The organism is Stenotrophomonas beteli, from assembly GCF_001431665.1.
GTDB classification, from domain to species: domain Bacteria; phylum Pseudomonadota; class Gammaproteobacteria; order Xanthomonadales; family Xanthomonadaceae; genus Stenotrophomonas; species Stenotrophomonas beteli.
Window position 1 is genome coordinate 17,587 of record NZ_LLXV01000025.1, and the last position, 16,823, is coordinate 34,409.

The 16,823-nt window shown below is 68.0% G+C and carries 11 protein-coding genes and 1 riboswitch; of the genes, 3 read left to right on the forward strand and 8 right to left on the reverse strand.

Annotated elements, in window-relative coordinates:
* Positions 1–4 precede the first annotated feature (4 nt).
* The 4 genes from ARC23_RS06355 to ARC23_RS06370 form a co-directional block, all read right to left on the reverse strand.
* Positions 5–2,194 carry a TonB-dependent receptor gene (locus ARC23_RS06355; RefSeq protein ID WP_057496458.1) on the reverse strand — a complete coding sequence of 730 codons (2,190 nt, stop codon included), beginning with the start codon at positions 2,192–2,194 and terminating at the stop codon, positions 5–7.
* A 71-nt stretch (positions 2,195–2,265) separates the two neighbouring features.
* Positions 2,266–2,361: riboswitch (TPP riboswitch) on the reverse strand.
* A 41-nt stretch (positions 2,362–2,402) separates the two neighbouring features.
* Entirely contained in the window at positions 2,403–3,527 is a 1,125-nt protein-coding gene (locus tag ARC23_RS06360; protein ID WP_057496469.1) for a phosphotransferase enzyme family protein, read from the reverse strand.
* Between the two features lie 130 nt (positions 3,528–3,657).
* Positions 3,658–4,050: a glycine zipper 2TM domain-containing protein gene (locus ARC23_RS06365; protein WP_057496459.1), complete on the reverse strand. Its 393-nt coding sequence runs from the start codon at positions 4,048–4,050 to the stop codon at positions 3,658–3,660.
* Between the two features lie 191 nt (positions 4,051–4,241).
* On the reverse strand, positions 4,242–4,880 hold the full coding sequence (locus ARC23_RS06370) for a response regulator (RefSeq protein ID WP_057496460.1): 639 nt from the start codon (positions 4,878–4,880) through the stop codon (positions 4,242–4,244).
* Between the two features lie 75 nt (positions 4,881–4,955).
* On the opposite strand from ARC23_RS06370, the gene ARC23_RS06375 reads away from it, so the two are divergent.
* Complete coding sequence (locus tag ARC23_RS06375; protein ID WP_057496461.1) at positions 4,956–8,576, forward strand: ATP-binding protein; 3,621 nt, start codon at positions 4,956–4,958, stop codon at positions 8,574–8,576.
* On the opposite strand, the gene ARC23_RS06380 is transcribed toward ARC23_RS06375, so the two are convergent.
* On the reverse strand, positions 8,570–8,971 hold the full coding sequence (locus ARC23_RS06380; protein ID WP_057496462.1) for a c-type cytochrome: 402 nt from the start codon (positions 8,969–8,971) through the stop codon (positions 8,570–8,572). The two genes, ARC23_RS06375 and ARC23_RS06380, sit on opposite strands and share 7 nt — an antisense overlap.
* 65 nt (positions 8,972–9,036) lie before the next feature.
* A complete protein-coding gene (locus ARC23_RS06385) occupies positions 9,037–10,713 on the reverse strand; it encodes an electron transfer flavoprotein-ubiquinone oxidoreductase (protein WP_057496463.1) in 1,677 nt (558 codons plus the stop codon).
* A gap of 223 nt (positions 10,714–10,936) precedes the next feature.
* Here ARC23_RS06385 and ARC23_RS06390 point away from each other — a divergent pair, with 223 nt between their 5' ends.
* Positions 10,937–12,100, forward strand: a complete 1,164-nt coding sequence (locus ARC23_RS06390; RefSeq protein WP_057496464.1) for an acyl-CoA dehydrogenase family protein — start codon at positions 10,937–10,939, stop codon at positions 12,098–12,100.
* Positions 12,101–12,434: 334 nt separating this feature from the next.
* On the opposite strand, the gene ARC23_RS06395 is transcribed toward ARC23_RS06390, so the two are convergent.
* Both ARC23_RS06395 and ARC23_RS06400 read right to left on the reverse strand, forming a co-directional pair.
* On the reverse strand, positions 12,435–12,914 hold the full coding sequence (locus ARC23_RS06395) for a tRNA (cytidine(34)-2'-O)-methyltransferase (protein ID WP_057496465.1): 480 nt from the start codon (positions 12,912–12,914) through the stop codon (positions 12,435–12,437).
* A 69-nt stretch (positions 12,915–12,983) separates the two neighbouring features.
* Positions 12,984–13,460, reverse strand: a complete 477-nt coding sequence (locus ARC23_RS06400) for an XAC0231 family protein (RefSeq protein ID WP_057496466.1) — start codon at positions 13,458–13,460, stop codon at positions 12,984–12,986.
* A 416-nt stretch (positions 13,461–13,876) separates the two neighbouring features.
* On the opposite strand from ARC23_RS06400, the gene ARC23_RS06405 reads away from it, so the two are divergent.
* Complete coding sequence (locus ARC23_RS06405; RefSeq protein WP_057496467.1) at positions 13,877–16,726, forward strand: M16 family metallopeptidase; 2,850 nt, start codon at positions 13,877–13,879, stop codon at positions 16,724–16,726.
* Positions 16,727–16,823: the final 97 nt, after the last annotated feature.

The window sequence follows — 16,823 nt, forward strand, 5'->3', positions numbered from 1 at the left end:
CTGCTCACAGCGCGAACGTCACCGACAGGCGCGCCTGTCGCGGTGCGCCGGGGAACAGGTAGTAGTCACCGCCGCTGCTGCCGGTATCGCGCCAGTAGAAGCGGTTGAACACGTTGTCCACCGACAGGTTCCAGGTCACCGCACGCTCGTGCAGGCGATGCTGGAAACGCAGGCCAGCGTCGAACACCGAGTAGTCCGGTGCGCGCACGCCGCCGTCGGCGCGGGCCACGTTGGCACCGGCATAGCGCCAGCCGCCGGTGACATCCAGGCCCTGCACGAACGGCAGCGCGTAGGCCACGTGCACGCTGGCGCGCAGCTTCGGCACATTCACCAGCTGATGGCCTTCATAGGCCGGCGTGCCGGTGTCGCGCGCGCGCGCCTGCAGCACGCTGGCGCTGGCCACGATCTGCAGTGCATCGGTCAGCTGGCCGTTGGCGGTCAGCTCCAGGCCGGTGTGGGTCTGCGTGCCTTCCTCGACGAAGGTGTAACCGACGTCGCTGCTGTCGGGCCTGGCGTACTGGTACGGCTGCGAGATGCGGAACACGGCTGCGCCCAGCGTCAGCGCCTCGACCGGCACGTACTTCACGCCCACTTCCAGCTGCCGCGACTGCACCGACGGCAGGAAGGTATCGGCGTTGCTGGTCCAGAACGGCGCTTCCTGGCCCAGGGAAATGCCGCGCACGTAGCTGGCGTACGCGTTGAGCTGGTCGGTGGCCTTCCACACCAGCGCGGTCTGCGGCAGGAAGCGCGACAGGCGGCTGTGCCGCTGCGGGTTTCCGCGCTTGTCGTAGGCACGCTCGTCCAGGCGCACGAAGCGGCCGCCGGCCAGCCACTGCCAGTCATCACCGAAGCTCATCCGGTCCAGTGCGAACACCGCGGTCTGGCGGCTGTCCAGGCGCCGTGCGGACGGGCCGGGCATCTTCGGTGACGGTTCGAACAGCGGCACTGGTGCTTGCTGGATGTTGCTGGTGCCGACGTACTCGTTGACGCTCGGGCGCCGGTCCACGGTGCGGCGGAAGTCGTCGGCCCCGACGGTCAGCTCATGGCCGACGCTGCCGGTCTCGAAACGGCCACGCAGCTCGGCACGGGCCTGCTGGTTGCGGCGGGTGTCGTCCGGGCTGCGGTAGTCGTAGATGTCGTAGTCGCCATTGGGCGCGAAGTAGTTGCCCGGCACGCTGCCATCGGCGCACTGCACGGCGTAGTAGCAGCCGTAGGCGAAGGCGACGTTGTCATCGATCACCGACCGGCTGTGGCCGATCGACACGCGCGACTGCCAGGCCTCGTTGAAGTCGTAGGTGTGCAGTGCGCTGATGTTGGTGCTGGCGATATCCACCGGGCGCTGCCACGGCTGGTAGCCGAGCAGGTGCTCGCGGTCGACGCCACGCGGCAGTTCGCGCGCACCCAGCAGCTGATAGCCCGATACCGAGCGCTGCGAACTGGTCTGGTAGTTGGCATCCACCTCCAGCTTGCCGCGTTCGCCGATCAGCCAGTCGGCGGCCAGCGAATAGAAGTTGCGGCGGCCATCGGCGTGTTCCACGTAGGAATTGCTGGAATCCCAGGCAGCGTTCAGGCGCAGGCCGAAGCGCGGGGTGAGCCAGTGGCCGACATCGACAGCGACGTAGCGCGAGCCTTCCGAATCGGTGCCAAGCGTGGCGGTGCGCACTTCGGCCGGGCGCTTGCCGATGTAGTTGATGATACCGCCGGGCGCCATCACGCCGGCGGCCAGGCCGGCCTCACCCTTGAGGATTTCCACCGTCTGCACGTTCTCAAGCGCCAAGCGCTGTTCGCCGGCGATGGACAGGCCGTTGAAGCGGTAGCCGGTGGCCGCGTCCAGTGCGAAGCCGCGGATGGCCACGTTCTGGTAGTAGCCCACCGGCGCATACGCGTCGCCCAGCGAGGCATCGTTGCTGGCCAGCTCGGACAGCGTGCGCACCTGGCGGCGCTCGAGGTAGTCGCGCTCGAGCACGTTCACCGAGGCCGGCGTGTCTTTCCAGCTGCCACCCCCGAAGGCGTTGACGCGCGAGGTATCCGTCTTCGGCTTGCCGGCCTGCACACGCACCGCCGCCAGTTCGGTCGGCGAACGCTCGGCGCCGGTGGCGGCCGGGTCGGGGGAGGCATTGGACTCACTGGCATGCAGCGGCAGCGCGGCACAGAGGGCAACGGCGAGCAGGGTGGGGCGCAGGCAGCGGTTCATTCGGTTCGTCTTCGGACAACAAGGGAGACGAAGCGACGGCGCGCAGGGGCACCGGCCCGGAACGGGGGGTGTGGCTGCGGCTCAAAGCTCCCTACGCCGGTGCAAACCGGATCAGGTTCCAAGGGACTCTCTCAGCCTGGCAGATCCAGGCACCCCCGCTTCAGATCCCCATTTCACTACAAATGGTACGGATTTGCGAGCGCCCGGCTCATGCCGCGGAGCGCAGCGCCTGCAGCAGTGCCTGCCCCGGTGCGCTGTGGAACCATGCCGCGTGCCCCAGCAGGAAGGGCTGCCAGGCCACATCGGCGTTGGCCGTGGAGCCGGTGATGCCCTCGAAGTACTCCACTTCGGACAGTGCGAAGTCCAGGTGCACCACCGGCAGCAGGTCGGCCAGCAGCTGCACACGCGCCGGTGACAGCGGCAGCACCTCGCGGTAACCGTCGAGCAGGGCCAAGGCAGTATCGATGCGCACCGCGTCCCTGCCGCGCTCCAGCTCCAGCCAGGCCACCGCATTGCGCTCCAGGGCGGTGGCGAGGTCGAACAACGCGCTGGTGGGTGAGGCCAGGCCGAAATCCAGCACGGTGCTGACCTGGCCATCGCGCCACAGCAGATTGGACACGTGCCAGTCGTTGTGTGCCCACAGGCGCGGTTCGTCGCGCAGGCGCCCGGCCAGGTCCGCATGCCAGGGCAATACGTCGCGGCGCAGCTGCGCCTCCCACGGAATGCGTGCGAGGTAACGGGCCAGCCCCGGGCGTGCAGGCAGGTCGGCCTTGATCGCTGCGATCGGATCGTCGGCGCGGATCAGGTCGTCACGCGCGACCAGCAGATGGGTGCTGCGCTGCGGTGCGTGATGGCTGGCCGCAACGCGGTGCAGCTGCGCAAGCATGCGCCCCGCTTGGCGGGCCTGGGCGACGTCGGTCAGCAGCGACCACGACACCGCATCGCGGTACAGGTCGTCGCCCACGCCCAGCGCATGCAGTTCATACGTCCATTGGCCGTGCTCGACCGCCGTGTGCCCATCGGTTGCCGGCAGCACCTGCACTACCGGCACGCCGCCTGCAGCGAGATGGGCGATGAAGCGGTGCTCTTCTTCCAGGCAGGACGCGCTGCGCACGCTGTGGTGGTGGCGCTTGATGAAGACCGGGCCATGCGGTCCGTCGACGATGGCCGCGGCCGACAATGGGCGCGGGCTGTGCCAGCGGGGCTGGGTATGCGCGTCCAGCTGCGGGAAATGCCGGCACAGCCAGCCGATCTGCTGCGCGCTGATCGGCGGCCAGTCAGCGGCAACCTCGTCGTTGTTGAGGCCCTGCACGCGGTGGGAAGAGGAAGTCATGCCGCAGCCCATGGGGGAAGTCACATCCAAGGCTGCGCATTCAACGCGATGCCCGCCGGCAACGCAAACGGGCGGGTCATGGACCCGCCCGTCGTCAGGCGATCAGCCGCCGTGCCGCAGGGCGGAGTGCTTACCAGCCGCGATGACGGCCACGGTCGTGATAGTAGCGGTTGTCGTAGTAGCGCTCGCGCTGCCAGCGACGGTCGTCACCCCGGTCGTAATAGCCGCTGCGGTAATAGCCACGGTCGTAGCGGCGGTCGTAGCGGTTGTCGTAGTAGCGCCGGTCGCGGCGGTCGGAGGTGGTCAGGTTGCCGATCGCGCCGCCAGCCACGGCACCACCGACGGTTGCGGCCGGGTCGCCGTTGGACAGCAGGTTGCCGGCCACGCCACCGACCACCGCACCGACCAGGGTGCGCTTGTCCTTCCTCGACATCGCGCTGGCATCGCTGACCACGGCCACGCCGGCAACCAGTGCCAGGGCCATCGCCAGACCACGGAAGCTGAGTGCGGAAGTACTGAGCATGTTCGGTTCTCCTGTGAGGTGCATGCCACGCGGGGCAGGGAGGGGCGGGGGGCGCCCCGGCTGCCGTGGAGACCACGCTGACGTTCCCACATTGCCGGAACATTGCCTGGCCGACCGAGCGGCGTGCGCATTCATCTAGCGTCACGCGCCATGAAGGCGGCCTGAAAGTTCATCCGCGCGATGGCCGGTGTTCAGATTTTTCCGTCGCGCAGGTAGTCGAACAACTCGGCATCGCCTTTCAGCCCCAGCTTCAGCATGGCATCGCCCTTCTGGCGGCTGATGGTGCTGACGCTCTTGTGCAGCTGCAGCGAGATTTCCTTGACGGTCATGCCGGTGCCCAGCAGGCGCAGCACTTCCACCTCGCGTGGTGACAGCGGCTTGCCATCGCCTTCGCGCATGCGCCAGCTGCCCGCGGTTTCAACCCGCTCGCGCAGGCTGCGGCTGATGTAGGTCTGCCCACGATAGACGGCCTGGATGGCCTGCGGCAGTTCGTCCATCGACGAGCTCTTGTCGACCAGGCCGAGCACGCCGCTGTCGAGCACCATGCGCAGGATCGCCAGATTGTTGGAGACGCTGAGCATGAGCACCGGCAGATCCGGATGGCGGCGGCGGATCATTCCGATCATGGCAAAGCCGTCGGCCTGCGGGCTGCCCGGCATCGAGTAGTCGGTGACCAGCAGGTCGCAGGGTTGGCTGCCCAGCATGGCCATCAACGCCTGCGCGCTGTCAGCCTCGCCGACCACGCGGCCGACGCCGCTCGACTCGATGACGGCGCGGGTGCCGATACGGACCACCGGGTGGTCGTCTGCGATGATGATGCGCAAGCTCATGCTCTAGTATGGCCATCGTGCACGCCGGACCGCGACCTTAGCGGATCCTGGCAGGATTCTGGGAGATCGACGCAGATGGGTAGGTGGGCTGTTCGTGGGCTGCTCCTGCTGCTGGCCATGCTGGTGATGCCCGGTGCGCTGGCACAGCGGGCGTCCGGGCTGCTGCCGCTGAGCCAGGTGCAGCGCCAGTACCTGGCGGCGCATCCGACCCTCGTCGTGGGGCAGTATGACAGCGGTTGGCCGCCCTTCGAATCCCTGCGCGACGGCCAGCAGGTCGGCCTGGGGCCGGAGTATCTGGCGCTGCTCGCCGGCCAGCTTGGCGTGAAGGTTGAAGGCCGTCGCTATCCGGACTGGACTTCCGTGCTGGATGCGGCCTGCCGTGGCGAGATCGACCTGGTGATGAATGTCGGTCTCAGCGCTGACCGTACCCGTTGCATGGTCTATACCGCCGCCTACAGCGAAGCGCCGCTGGCCCTGGTCGGCCGCCCCGGTGATCTGCGTGCCTCCGAGGCGCCGGACCTGGACGGGCTGCGGGTGGTGATCGAGCACGATTTCCTGACTGCCCCGCAGGTGCGGGCACGCTTCCCTCGCGCCCGCCAGCTTGTCGCAATCGACACGCTGACGGCCTTGCAGATGGTCAGAGACGACAAGGCCGATGTCTATATCGGCAATGCCTTCGTCGCGAACGAGTTGATCGCCAGCCAGCGACTGCAGGGGGTGGTGCTGCTGCGGCCCAGCGATCTGCCCCCCGAGCGGCTGCATTTCGGGGTGCCCACCAGCAAGCAACCGCTGGCCGAAGCGCTGGACCTGGCCCTGGCCGCGACCAGCCAGGCCCAGCGCGACGCGCTGGAGCAGCGCTGGTTGTTGCCGCCGCAATGGTCGGCGTCGGCTCCGCTGGCGTTGAGCCAGGCCGAGAAGCGGGTGCTGCAGCAACCGCTGAAGATCGGCTTCGCGCCGAACGCGGCACCGCTGTCGTTCACCGGCGAGGATGGCCAGCCCAGTGGCCTGGTGGGCGAGTACCTGCGCCGCCTGACGCAGGCCGGGGCCAACCTGAAGACCGAAAGCAGCCACGATTGGTACGAAGTGCGTGAAAAGGCCCGTCGCGGTGAGCTTCAGGCGGTGATGGGCATCCCCTCGGACTCGCGCTACCTGGGACAGGATTGGGTGTTCAGCCAACCGTTCATCAGCGTGCCCAACGTGATCGTGACCCGCAGCGATGGCGGGGTCGTGCTGGGCCTGGCCGATCTGCAGGGCAAGCGGGTGCTGTTGTCCGACCCGGAGCGCGTGCGCGGCTATGTGCTGCAGCAGGCACCGCAGGCCCGGATCATCGCCGCGCGCAGTGCCGAACAGGCCCTGCAGCGCCTGCTCGATGGCGAGGCCGACGCCTATGTCGGCAACCTGGCGCTGGTGGACCATCTGCTGCGCGATCGCTTCCCGGGGCGGCTGCAGGTGGCCGCGCCCGCCGGCTTCAACGACCAGCTGGTGCTGGCGGTCGAACGCCGTCATGCGGCGCTGGCCACCACCTTCGATCGCTTGCTGCTGCAGATGACCCCGGGCAACCGGGAGGCACTGCGCAGTGCCTGGCTGGCCGTGGAACACCACGGCGGCGTCGACTGGAGCCGGCTGTTGAGCTGGGGCGTGCCGCTGCTGCTGGTGCTGCTGACCGCGCTGCTGGTGTACGGGATCGGCTACTGGCGCCTGCGCCGCGAGGTGGCCGGACGGCGCCAGCTGGAGCAGCGCCTGGCCGAGGTCACCGACAACCTGCCTGCGGTCGTCTACCAGGCGCGCCGGAGTGCCGATGGCGTCCTGTCGTTCCCGTTCATCGCCGGCGATCTGCAGGCGCTGTTCGGTATCTCCCGGCAGCAGGCCGAGCAGGACGCGCGGGCGCTGCTGACCTGCATCGAGGAGGACGACCGCAACGTTATCGTGCGTGCGATCGAGCAGGCCGCACGCCAGTTCGCACCACTGACGCTCGAGTTCCGCCTGTGCTGCGATGACGATCCACCGCGCTGGGTGCGCAGCCACGCCCGCCCCTACGCCGCCGAGGAAGGCGCGGTGACCTGGAGCGGGTACTGGGTGGATGTGAGCGAGGCGCGCCTGCAGGCCGATGCGCTGGCGGCGGCCAAGGCGGAGGCCGAGCAGGCTGCGGAAGCCAAATCGCGTTTCCTGGCCACGATGAGCCACGAGATCCGCACGCCCATGAGTGGCGTGCTGGGCATGCTGGAGGTCCTGGCGCACTCGCCGCTGGACGGCGAGCAGCAGCGCATCCTTGGCGTGATCGAGGATTCGGCGCAGATGCTGCGGCAGATCCTCGACGACATCCTCGATTACTCGCGGCTGGAAGCCGGTGCACTGCGCCTGGAGCCGGTGCCGCAACCGCTGCGGCCCCTTCTGGAAAGCGTGTGCCGCCTGCTGTCCGCGCAGGCCAGCGCGCGGGGCCTGGCGCTGCACGTGCAGATCGATCCGCAGCTGGCGCCGGCCCACGAAGTGGATGGCGTGCGGCTGCGCCAGATCGTGTTCAATCTGCTCAGCAATGCCATCAAGTTCACCAGCCAGGGCGAGGTGCGCCTGCAGCTGGATGTGCTGGGCCCGACCTCGGACGAAGGCGTGCAACCGCTGTGCCTGAGCGTGACCGATACCGGCATGGGCATTGCACCGGAGCAGCTGCGGCACCTGTTCGAGCCGTTCACCCAGGTGGGTGCCTATATCCAGCGCGACCACGGGGGTACCGGCCTGGGCCTGAGCATCTGCCAGCGCCTGGTGCAGATGATGGAGGGCGAACTGACCCTGCAAAGCGCGCTGGGTGAAGGCACGCGCGCTGAAGTGCGGGTGTCGCTGGTGGAAGCCGGCAGCGAGGATGCCGCCGCGCTGGTGGCCGAGCAGGACCAGGTCGCGCTGCTGCCGGCCGCGCTGCGCCAGGCACGGGTGCTGGTGATCGAGGATCACCCGACCAACCAGGCAATGATGGCCTGGCGCCTGCAGCAGCTGGGCGTGCCCTACGTGCTCGAGGGTGACGGCCAGCAGGCCCTGGACCGGTTGCTGACCGAGTCGTTCGATCTGGTGATCACCGATTGCCGGATGCCGGTCCTCGACGGATTCGGCTTCACCCGCCTGCTGCGCGAACGTGAAGGCCGCAATGGCCAGCCACGGCTGACGGTGCTGGCCTTGACCGCCAGCGTGCTCGACGACGATGCGCGGCGTTGCCGCGAGGCGGGCATGGACGCGGTGCTGGCCAAGCCCCTGACGCTGGCAGCGCTGCGCGCGGCGTTGCTGCGTTGGCTGCCGCAGGCCCGGGGACAGCGGCAAGCCCAGGGACAGGCGTTCACTGCCACTGCGCCGCCGCAGGAGCGTGCCGGCGACAGCGCGGTGATGCCCGACCTGGCGGCGCTGGAGCAGCGGTTCGGCTCACGCGCGGTGGCCGAGCAGCTGCGCGACAGCCTGCTGCTGGCCAGCGAAAGTGATCTGGACGCCGTGCTGCGTGCCGTGCAGAGCGGCGACCCGGCGACGGCGGCGTTGCACCTGCATCGCCAGGCCGGCGGCCTGGGCGCGGTGGGTGCGGCGGCGCTGGCCAGCGAAGCCGGCGCGCTGGTCGAACGCCTGCAGGCCGCCGGTGCATCCGATCCGGCGGAGCTGTTCGCGGCGGTCGAGGCCTTCGTCGCACGGCTGCGGCAACAGCTGCAACGCCTGGCTCACTGAGCCGACTGCTGCTGCAGGTAGGCGATCACCAGCGCGCGGCGTTCGGCGCTGGGGAAGGCGTTGTACATGCGCGTGCCGGGCACCACATGGGTGGGCGATTGCAGGAAGGCATCCAGGGTCTGTGCGGTCCAGGTGATATCGGCGCGGCGCATGCCCTCGGAGTAGCCGTAATCGGGCAGGCTGCCAGCGCGGCGACCGATCACGCCGTGCAGGTTCGGCCCGAAGCGGTGGATGCCCCCGGGTTGCACGGTGTGGCAGCCGGCACACAGTTCAAACGCGCGCTGCATGGCCTGCTGGTGCGCCTGTTCCGGCGTGGCCGGTGCCGCAGGCGGGCGCTGGCAGGCGGTGGCCGCCAGGGCCATGGCAACGGTGATGAGCAGGCAGAAGGCACGCATGGGCGGGCAGGATAGCGACGCAGCAGGGCAGGCGGGCTGCGACACGCGGTCGCAGCCCGGCGCAATCACATGCCCGAATAGTTCGGGCCGCCGCCGCCCTGCGGAGTCACCCAGACGATGTTCTGGGTCGGGTCCTTGATGTCGCAGGTCTTGCAGTGCACGCAGTTCTGCGCGTTGATCTGCAGGCGCGCGTTGTCGGCTTCACCGACGAACTCATACACGCCGGCCGGGCAGTAGCGTGCCTCGGGGCCGGCGTACTCGGCCAGGTTCACCTTCACCGGAATGCTCGGATCCTTCAGCGTCAGGTGGCTGGGCTGGTTCTCGTCGTGGTTGGTGCTGCTCAGGAACACCGAGCTGAGACGGTCGAAGGTCAGCACGCCATCCGGCTTCGGGTAGGCGATGCGGGTGTGCCTGGACGCCGGTTCCAGGCAGGCATGATCCGGCTGCGTGCGGTGCAGGGTCCACGGCGGATTGCGCACGCCCAGCTTGGGCAGCAGCCACTGCTCCACGCCCGTCATCAGCGTGGCCACGGTCTGGCCCTTCTTGAACCACTGCTTGAAGTTCTTGGCCTGCTGCAGTTCGGTGAACAGCCAGCTGGCTTCGAACGCCTTGGGGTAGGCGCTCAGTTCATCGTGCTGGCGGTCGGCGGCCAGTGCATCGAACGCGGCGTCGGCGCACAGCATGCCGGTCTTGATCGCCGCGTGGCTGCCCTTGATGCGGCTGGCGTTGAGGTAGCCGGCCTCGCAGCCGACCAGTGCGCCACCGGGGAACACGGTCTTGGGCAGCGACAGCAGGCCACCGGCGGTGATCGCGCGTGCGCCATAGCCGATGCGGGTACCGCCTTCCAGGTGCTTGCGGATGTCCGGATGGGTCTTGAAGCGCTGGAATTCCTCGAACGGGCTCAGCCACGGGTTCCTGTAGTCCAGGCCGACCACGTAGCCGATGGCGACCTTGCCGCCGTCGGCGTGGTACAGGAACGCGCCGCCGTAGGTGTCGCTGTCCAGCGGCCAGCCGGCGGCATGCACCACCAGGCCCGGCTCGTGCCTGGCCGGGTCGATCTGCCACAGCTCCTTGATGCCGATGCCGTAGGCCTGCGGGTCCCTGCCTTCGTCCAGCTTGTAGCGGGCGATCAGCTGGCGGCCGAGGTGGCCGCGCGCGCCTTCGGCAAACACCGTGTACTTCGCGTGCAGCGCCATCCCGCGCTCGAAGGCCGGGCCGATGCTGCCGTCCTTCTCGATGCCCATGTCGCCGGTGGCCACGCCGATCACTTCGCCGTTGTCGCCATACAGCACTTCGGCGGCGGCGAAGCCGGGGAAGATCGCCACTTCCAGCGCCTCGGCCTGCTGCGCCAGCCAGCGGGTCACTTCACCGAGGCTGATGATGTAGTTGCCTTCATTGTGGAAGCACTCCGGCAGCAGCGCGTTGGGCGTGCTGCGCGAACCGGTCTCGCTGAGGAACAGGAATTCGTCGCGGGTGACCTTCTGCTTCAGCGGTGCGCCACGCTCGGCCCAGTCCGGGAACAGTTCGGTCAGCGCACGCGGGTCCATCACCGCACCGGACAGCACGTGCGCGCCCGGCTCGGAACCCTTTTCCAGAATGCATACCGACAGTTCGCGGCCAGCTTCGATCGCGCGCTGGCGCAGGCGGATCGCGGTGGCCAGGCCGGCAGGACCGGCGCCGACGATCACCACGTCGAATTCCATTACTTCACGCGGGGGCAGGGCGTTGGCTTCAGCGCTCATCGATTGCATGACTCGTGGGTAGGGCCGGCATCGGGGCCACCGGCGGTGCCTGGGAATCGCGCGTGCGGCCACGGGCGAAACGGTTGTTTGAATGTGTCAGGGTACCGGGCCGCGCGTGATCGAGCTAGATAGACGCCGTTCACCGCACGATTGCTGCAGCGCAGCGTAATGTCCCGGCCCCGGATGACCGACAATGGCCGGGTCCTGACTGCGCGTGAGTGCCATGGCTTTGCATCCGTACGATCTGTTCGATGTCCGTTCCCTGCTCAGCGAGGAAGAGCGCGCGGTGCAGGACAGCGTGGCCCGCTTCACCAACGAGCGCGTGCTGCCGATCATCGGCGATGCCTTCGACCAGGCCCGTTTCCCCGCCGAACTGGTACCGGAGATCGCGTCTCTGGGCCTGCTCGGTGCGACCCTGCCGGCCGCGTACGGTGGCGGCGACCTGGGTGCGGTCAGCTACGGCCTGATCTGCCAGGAGCTGGAACGCGGCGACTCGGGCCTGCGCAGTTTCGTCTCGGTGCAGAGCTCGCTGTGTATGTACCCGATCTACGCCTACGGCAGCGAGGAACAGCGCCGCCAATGGCTGCCGGCGATGGCGCGCGGCGAACTGATCGGCTGCTTCGGCCTGACCGAGGCGCACGGTGGGTCCGATCCGGCCAGCATGAAGACCCGCGCGGTGCGCGACGGCAGTGACTGGCGCATCAGCGGCAGCAAGATGTGGATCACCAGCGGCCCGGTGGCCGACCTGGCCATCGTCTGGGCACAGACCGAGGACGGCATCCAGGGCTTCGTGCTGGAGAAGGGCATGGCCGGCTTCACCACGCAGGAAATCAAGCACAAGATGAGCCTGCGCGCATCGCTGACCGGTGCGCTGTTCTTCGATGACGTGCGCGTGCCTGACAGCCACCGGCTGCCGAACGTGAAGGGCCTGAAGGGCCCGCTGGGCTGCCTGACGCAGGCCCGTTACGGCATCAGCTGGGGTCCGATCGGCGCGGCCATTGCCTGCCTGGACGAAGCACTGGGCTATGCCAAGGAACGCGTGCTGTTCGGTCGCCCGCTGGCCGCCACCCAGAGCGCGCAGATCAAGCTGGCGGAAATGGCCCGCCGCATCACCACCGCGCAGCTGCTGGCCCTGCAGCTGGGCCGGCTGAAGGAAGCCGGCCAGCTGCAGCCGCAGCAGGTCAGCCTGGCCAAGTGGAACAACTGCCGCATGGCCATCGACATCGCCCGCGAGTGTCGCGATCTGCTGGGTGGGGCTGGCATCACCACCGAACACGTGGCGATCCGGCATGCACTGAACCTGGAATCGGTGATCACCTATGAAGGCACCGAGACCGTGCACCAGCTGGTGATCGGCCGCGAACTGACCGGCATCAACGCGTTCTGAGTGCACCGGTAGTGCCGGCCGCTGGCCGGCATTGCCGGGTAGGATGCACGCGCCCCGGGCAACGTAAGGGCGCCCACTCCTGATTGATCCAGGCGGAAGGCATCCACGCATGGCGTGGATCTACTGCGCGGTTGTCGGGTCCGCCTTGAAGCGAGCCGAGCACCGCAGGTCCGGCGGGGGCGAAGAGGCGCGGGTGTCTGAGCGCAGCGAGTTCCGCGCCGTCCCCCGGCGGGCCGAGGAGCGCAGGGTACCGGTGCGCAGCACCGGCTCGCGGATGGCGGCGCGTTTCTTTGGTTACTTTCTTTGCGCGAGCAAAGAAAGTGACACACGTGAGCTACGCGCCGCCAGCAAACCCATGCTGCCGCCACGCCTCGTACATCACCACGGCAACCGTGTTGGAAAGATTGAGGCTGCGGTTGCCCGGCCGCATCGGCAGGCGCAGGCGGCGGCCATCCGGCAGTGCATCCAGCACGTCCTGCGGCAGGCCGCGGCTTTCCGGGCCGAACAGGAAGGCATCGCCATCTTCGAACGCCACGCTGTCGTAGCGCACGCTGGCCCGAGTACTGAGTGCGAACACCCGCTTCGGTGCGATCCGCGCCAGCGCGGTGTCCAGGTCCGGGTGCACCTGCAGGCGCGAGTACTCGTGGTAGTCCAGGCCGGCGCGCTTGAGCTGCTTGTCTTCCAGTGCGAAGCCGAGCGGCTCGACCAGGTGCAGCTGCGCGCCGGTGTTGGCGCAGAGCCGGATCACATTGCCCGTGTTGGGCGGGATTTCCGGTTGGAACAGGATCACGTGGAACGGGGGCGCGGCATTCATCGGCGCAGTGTACCTGCGACGGCGGCCGGCTTTACGGCGCACGCCCTGCGCTGGGCAGGGCGGCACCGATTACGGGCGCAGCAGGACCTGGGCGGTTTCGGTGGCCAGTGCCTGCAGGTCGGCAGCGCTCGGACGCACCTGCAGGGCCGGCAGGTTGACGATGACCGAGTTGGCGACGTTGGTGGCGGCGGCGGCCAGGGTGGCGGCGTAGCGCTGGGCTTCCAGTTCGGCGGCCAGGGCGACGCGCTGTTCCAGGCTCGGGCGCACTTCCACCGAGGCCAGCGTGGTGATCGGCATCGCGGCGGCCACCGGGGCGGCGACGTAGCCATCGCGCTCGGCCAGCTGATCAGCGCTCGGACGCACTTCCACGGTGGCCAGGGTCGGGATGCCGCTGGCGCGTTCCCAGGCCTGCTGGGCCAGCTGGTCGGCGGCCGGGCGGACCTGCACGGTGTCCAGGGTCTTGATGGATTCGGAGGCCTGCACCGACGAAACAACCGCGGTGCCGGCGATCAGGGCGATGGCGATGGCAATGGTCTTGGCGTTCATGACGGGGCCTGTTTAGTGTTGGTGAGCAGTGGTGTGGTAGTAAGGTAGTACACCGATTCTGGGCTTGCAAGGAAAATTTTCGATTTCCTGCATTTGTTCAGCCTTCAGTCAGCTTTTGTCTGAAGCCCTTCTTGGCGCAGGAAATACCAAGCAATCCCTGTGCCAACTTTTACTCTTTGATTTGCAAGGGTTTTTTATGGGCTTCAACGTGTCCGCCGGGCGGACACCTGTCCATTCGATGTGCTGCGGACACTGTCCGGACGCCGCCTGCGGGGGCATGTGACCGCCTTTACCCGGGCGCAAAGGGCGCGCGGATGGCGCAGTGGGGCGAACACCCCCAGTGACTGCCGACCGATTCCTGCCACTGCGCGCGCAGGCTAGGATCGGGGTTCACCTACGTGACCAAGGATCTGGATATGTCTTTCGCCGTTCGCCCGCGCGCTGCACTGCTGGCTGTCGCCCTCAGCACCGCCCTGGGCACGCTTGCGCCCACCTCCGCGCTGGCCGCCAAGCCGGCGGCACCGGCCAGGGTCGACATTCCGTATGAGCAGTTCACCCTGCCCAACGGCCTGCGCGTGATCGTGCATACCGATCGCAAGGCGCCGATCGTGGCGGTCAACGTGTGGTACCACGTCGGCAGCAAGGACGAACCGGCCGGCCGCACCGGCTTTGCGCACCTGTTTGAACACCTGATGTTCCAGGGCAGTGAAAACCACGACGGCGAATTCTTCGAACCGTTCAAGCAGGTCGGTGCCACCAACCAGAACGGCACCACCAATACCGATCGCACCAACTACTTCGAGAACGTGCCGACCACCGCGCTGGACATGGCGTTGTGGATGGAATCGGACCGTATGGGCCATCTGGTGGGCGCGATCGACCAGGCTGCGCTCGACGAACAGCGTGGCGTGGTGCAGAACGAGAAGCGCCAGGGCGAAAACCAGCCCTATGGCCAGGTGTGGGAACAGCTCAACCGCGCGCTGTATCCGGTGGGCCACCCGTACCACCACAGCGTGATCGGCTCGATGAACGATCTCAACGCTGCCTCGCTGGACGACGTCAAGACCTGGTTCCGCACCTGGTACGGCCCCAACAACGCGGTGCTGGTGCTGGCCGGTGACATCGATCTGGCCACCGCCAAGGAAAAGGTCGCCAGGTACTTCGGCAGCATCCCGGCCGGCCCGACCATGGCGCAGCCGAAGGTGGACGTGGCCAAGCGGCCGGCCGACACCCGCGAGGTGATGACCGACAAGGTGCCGCAGGCACGCATCTACCGCGCCTGGAACGTACCGCAGGTCGGCACCACCGACGTCGACCAGCTGCAGCTGCTGGCCTATGTGCTTGGCGGCGCCAAGTCCTCGCGCCTGAGCCAGCGACTGCAGCACCAGGACAAGCTGGTGGACAACGTCAGCGCCGGCGCCTACGCCTCGCAGCTGGGTTCCAACTTCCTGATCATGGCCACGGTGAAGCAGGGCCAGGATCCGGCCAGGGTCGAAAAGATCATCGATGCGGAAATCGAGCGGCTGCTCAAGGATGGCCCGACCAGCGAAGAGCTGGCACGCGCCAAGACCGGCTCGCGCGCGGCGTTCATCCGTGGCATCGAGCGCATCGGCGGCTTCGGTGGCAAGGCCGATGCGCTGGCCGAGTGCGCGGTCTACACCGGCGACCCGGGCTGCTTCCGCACCTCGCTGGCCAACATCGACAAGGCCACCGCTGCCGACCTCAAGCGCCTGGCTGCGCAGTGGCTGGACAAGGGCAGCCATACGCTGGTGGTCGAGCCGGGTGAACGCGTGGCGCTGAAGGAAGAACCCTCGCAGGCGCCGAAACCGTTCAATGTGCCGGCCGTGGACCCGAAGTACAGCACCCTGCCTGATCAGGTGGACCGCAAGGCAGGCGTGCCGCAGACCCGTGAATTCCCGCAGCTGAAGTTCCCTGCCCTGCAGCGCGCCACGCTGAAGAACGGCACCCAGGTGGTGCTGGCCGAGCGCCACGAGATTCCGGTGGTGCAGTTCAGCTACCAGTTCCCGGGTGGCTTCACCGCCGACCAGGGCCGCAAGCCGGGCACCGCCAACTTCACCATGAACCTGATGACCGAAGGCGCCGGCAAGCTCGGCTCGCTGGCTTTCGCCGATGCCGCCGATGCGCTGGGTGCCAGCCTGGACGCCGGTGCCGGCTTGGATTCGGTGACCGTCGACATGTCGGCACTGAAGGAGAACCTGGTGCCGTCGCTGGCCCTGTACCGCGATCTGCTGCGCGAGCCGCGCTTTGAACAGGGCGAGATCGACCGGGTCAAGGCAACCTGGATCGCCGGCATCCAGCAGGAGAAGGTCAACCCGAACGCAGTGGCCATGCGCGTGCTGCCGCCGCTGCTGTACGGCAAGGGCCATCCGTACGCCATTCCGTTCACCGGCAGCGGTGATGAAGCGGCCATCAGCGGCCTGACCCGCGAAGATCTGGTCGACTTCCACCGCGACTGGCTGCGCCCGCAGAACGGCACCCTGATCGTGGTGGGTGATACCACGCTGGCCGAGATCGTGCCGCTGCTGGACAAGCAGCTGGGTGACTGGAAGGCCGCAGGTGATGCGCCGCAGGTGAAGGCGGCCACCGATGTGGCGCTGCCGAAGGGCCCGCGCGTGTTCCTGATCGATCAGCCGGGTGCGGTGCAGGCCAATCTGTTCGCCGGCCAGGTGGTGCCGCCGTCCAGTGCCGCCAGCTCGACCCGCTTCGACATCGCCAACGGTGTGATCGGTGGCGACTTCACCTCGCGCCTGAACATGAACCTGCGCGAGGACAAGCACTGGTCCTACGGTGCGCGCAGCGGCGCGACCAGCTCGGTCGGCCAGCGCCCGTGGATGGCCAGCGCGCCGGTGCAGATCGACAAGACCGGCCCGGCGATGGCGGAAATGCGCAAGGAGATCGCCGCGTTCGCCGATGGCAGCAAGCCGGCGACCGCTGCCGAGGTCAACCGCATCCGCAACATCCAGACCCTGAGCCTGCCCGGTGCCTACGAGACCGCCAGTGCGGTGGCAGCGACCATCGGTTCGATCGTGCAGTTCAAGCGCCCGGACGATTACGTGCTGCGTCGCAAGGCCGAGATCGAGGCGATGACCCCGGCGCAGGTGCAGCAGGCCGCGGCCGAGATCAAGCCGCAGGCCCTGACCTGGGTGGTGGTGGGTGACCTGAAGCAGACCGAAGCGGCGGTGCGCGCGCTGAACCTGGGCGAGGTGACCGTGATCGATGCCGAAGGCAACCCGGTCAAGAAATAAGGGATGTGCCTGCCCGCCCCGGCGCGCAGGCCTCCCCAGGTAGTGCCGGCCGCTGGCCGGCAACCCCGTCATGCATCCGGGGTCAGAGCCCCCTGCG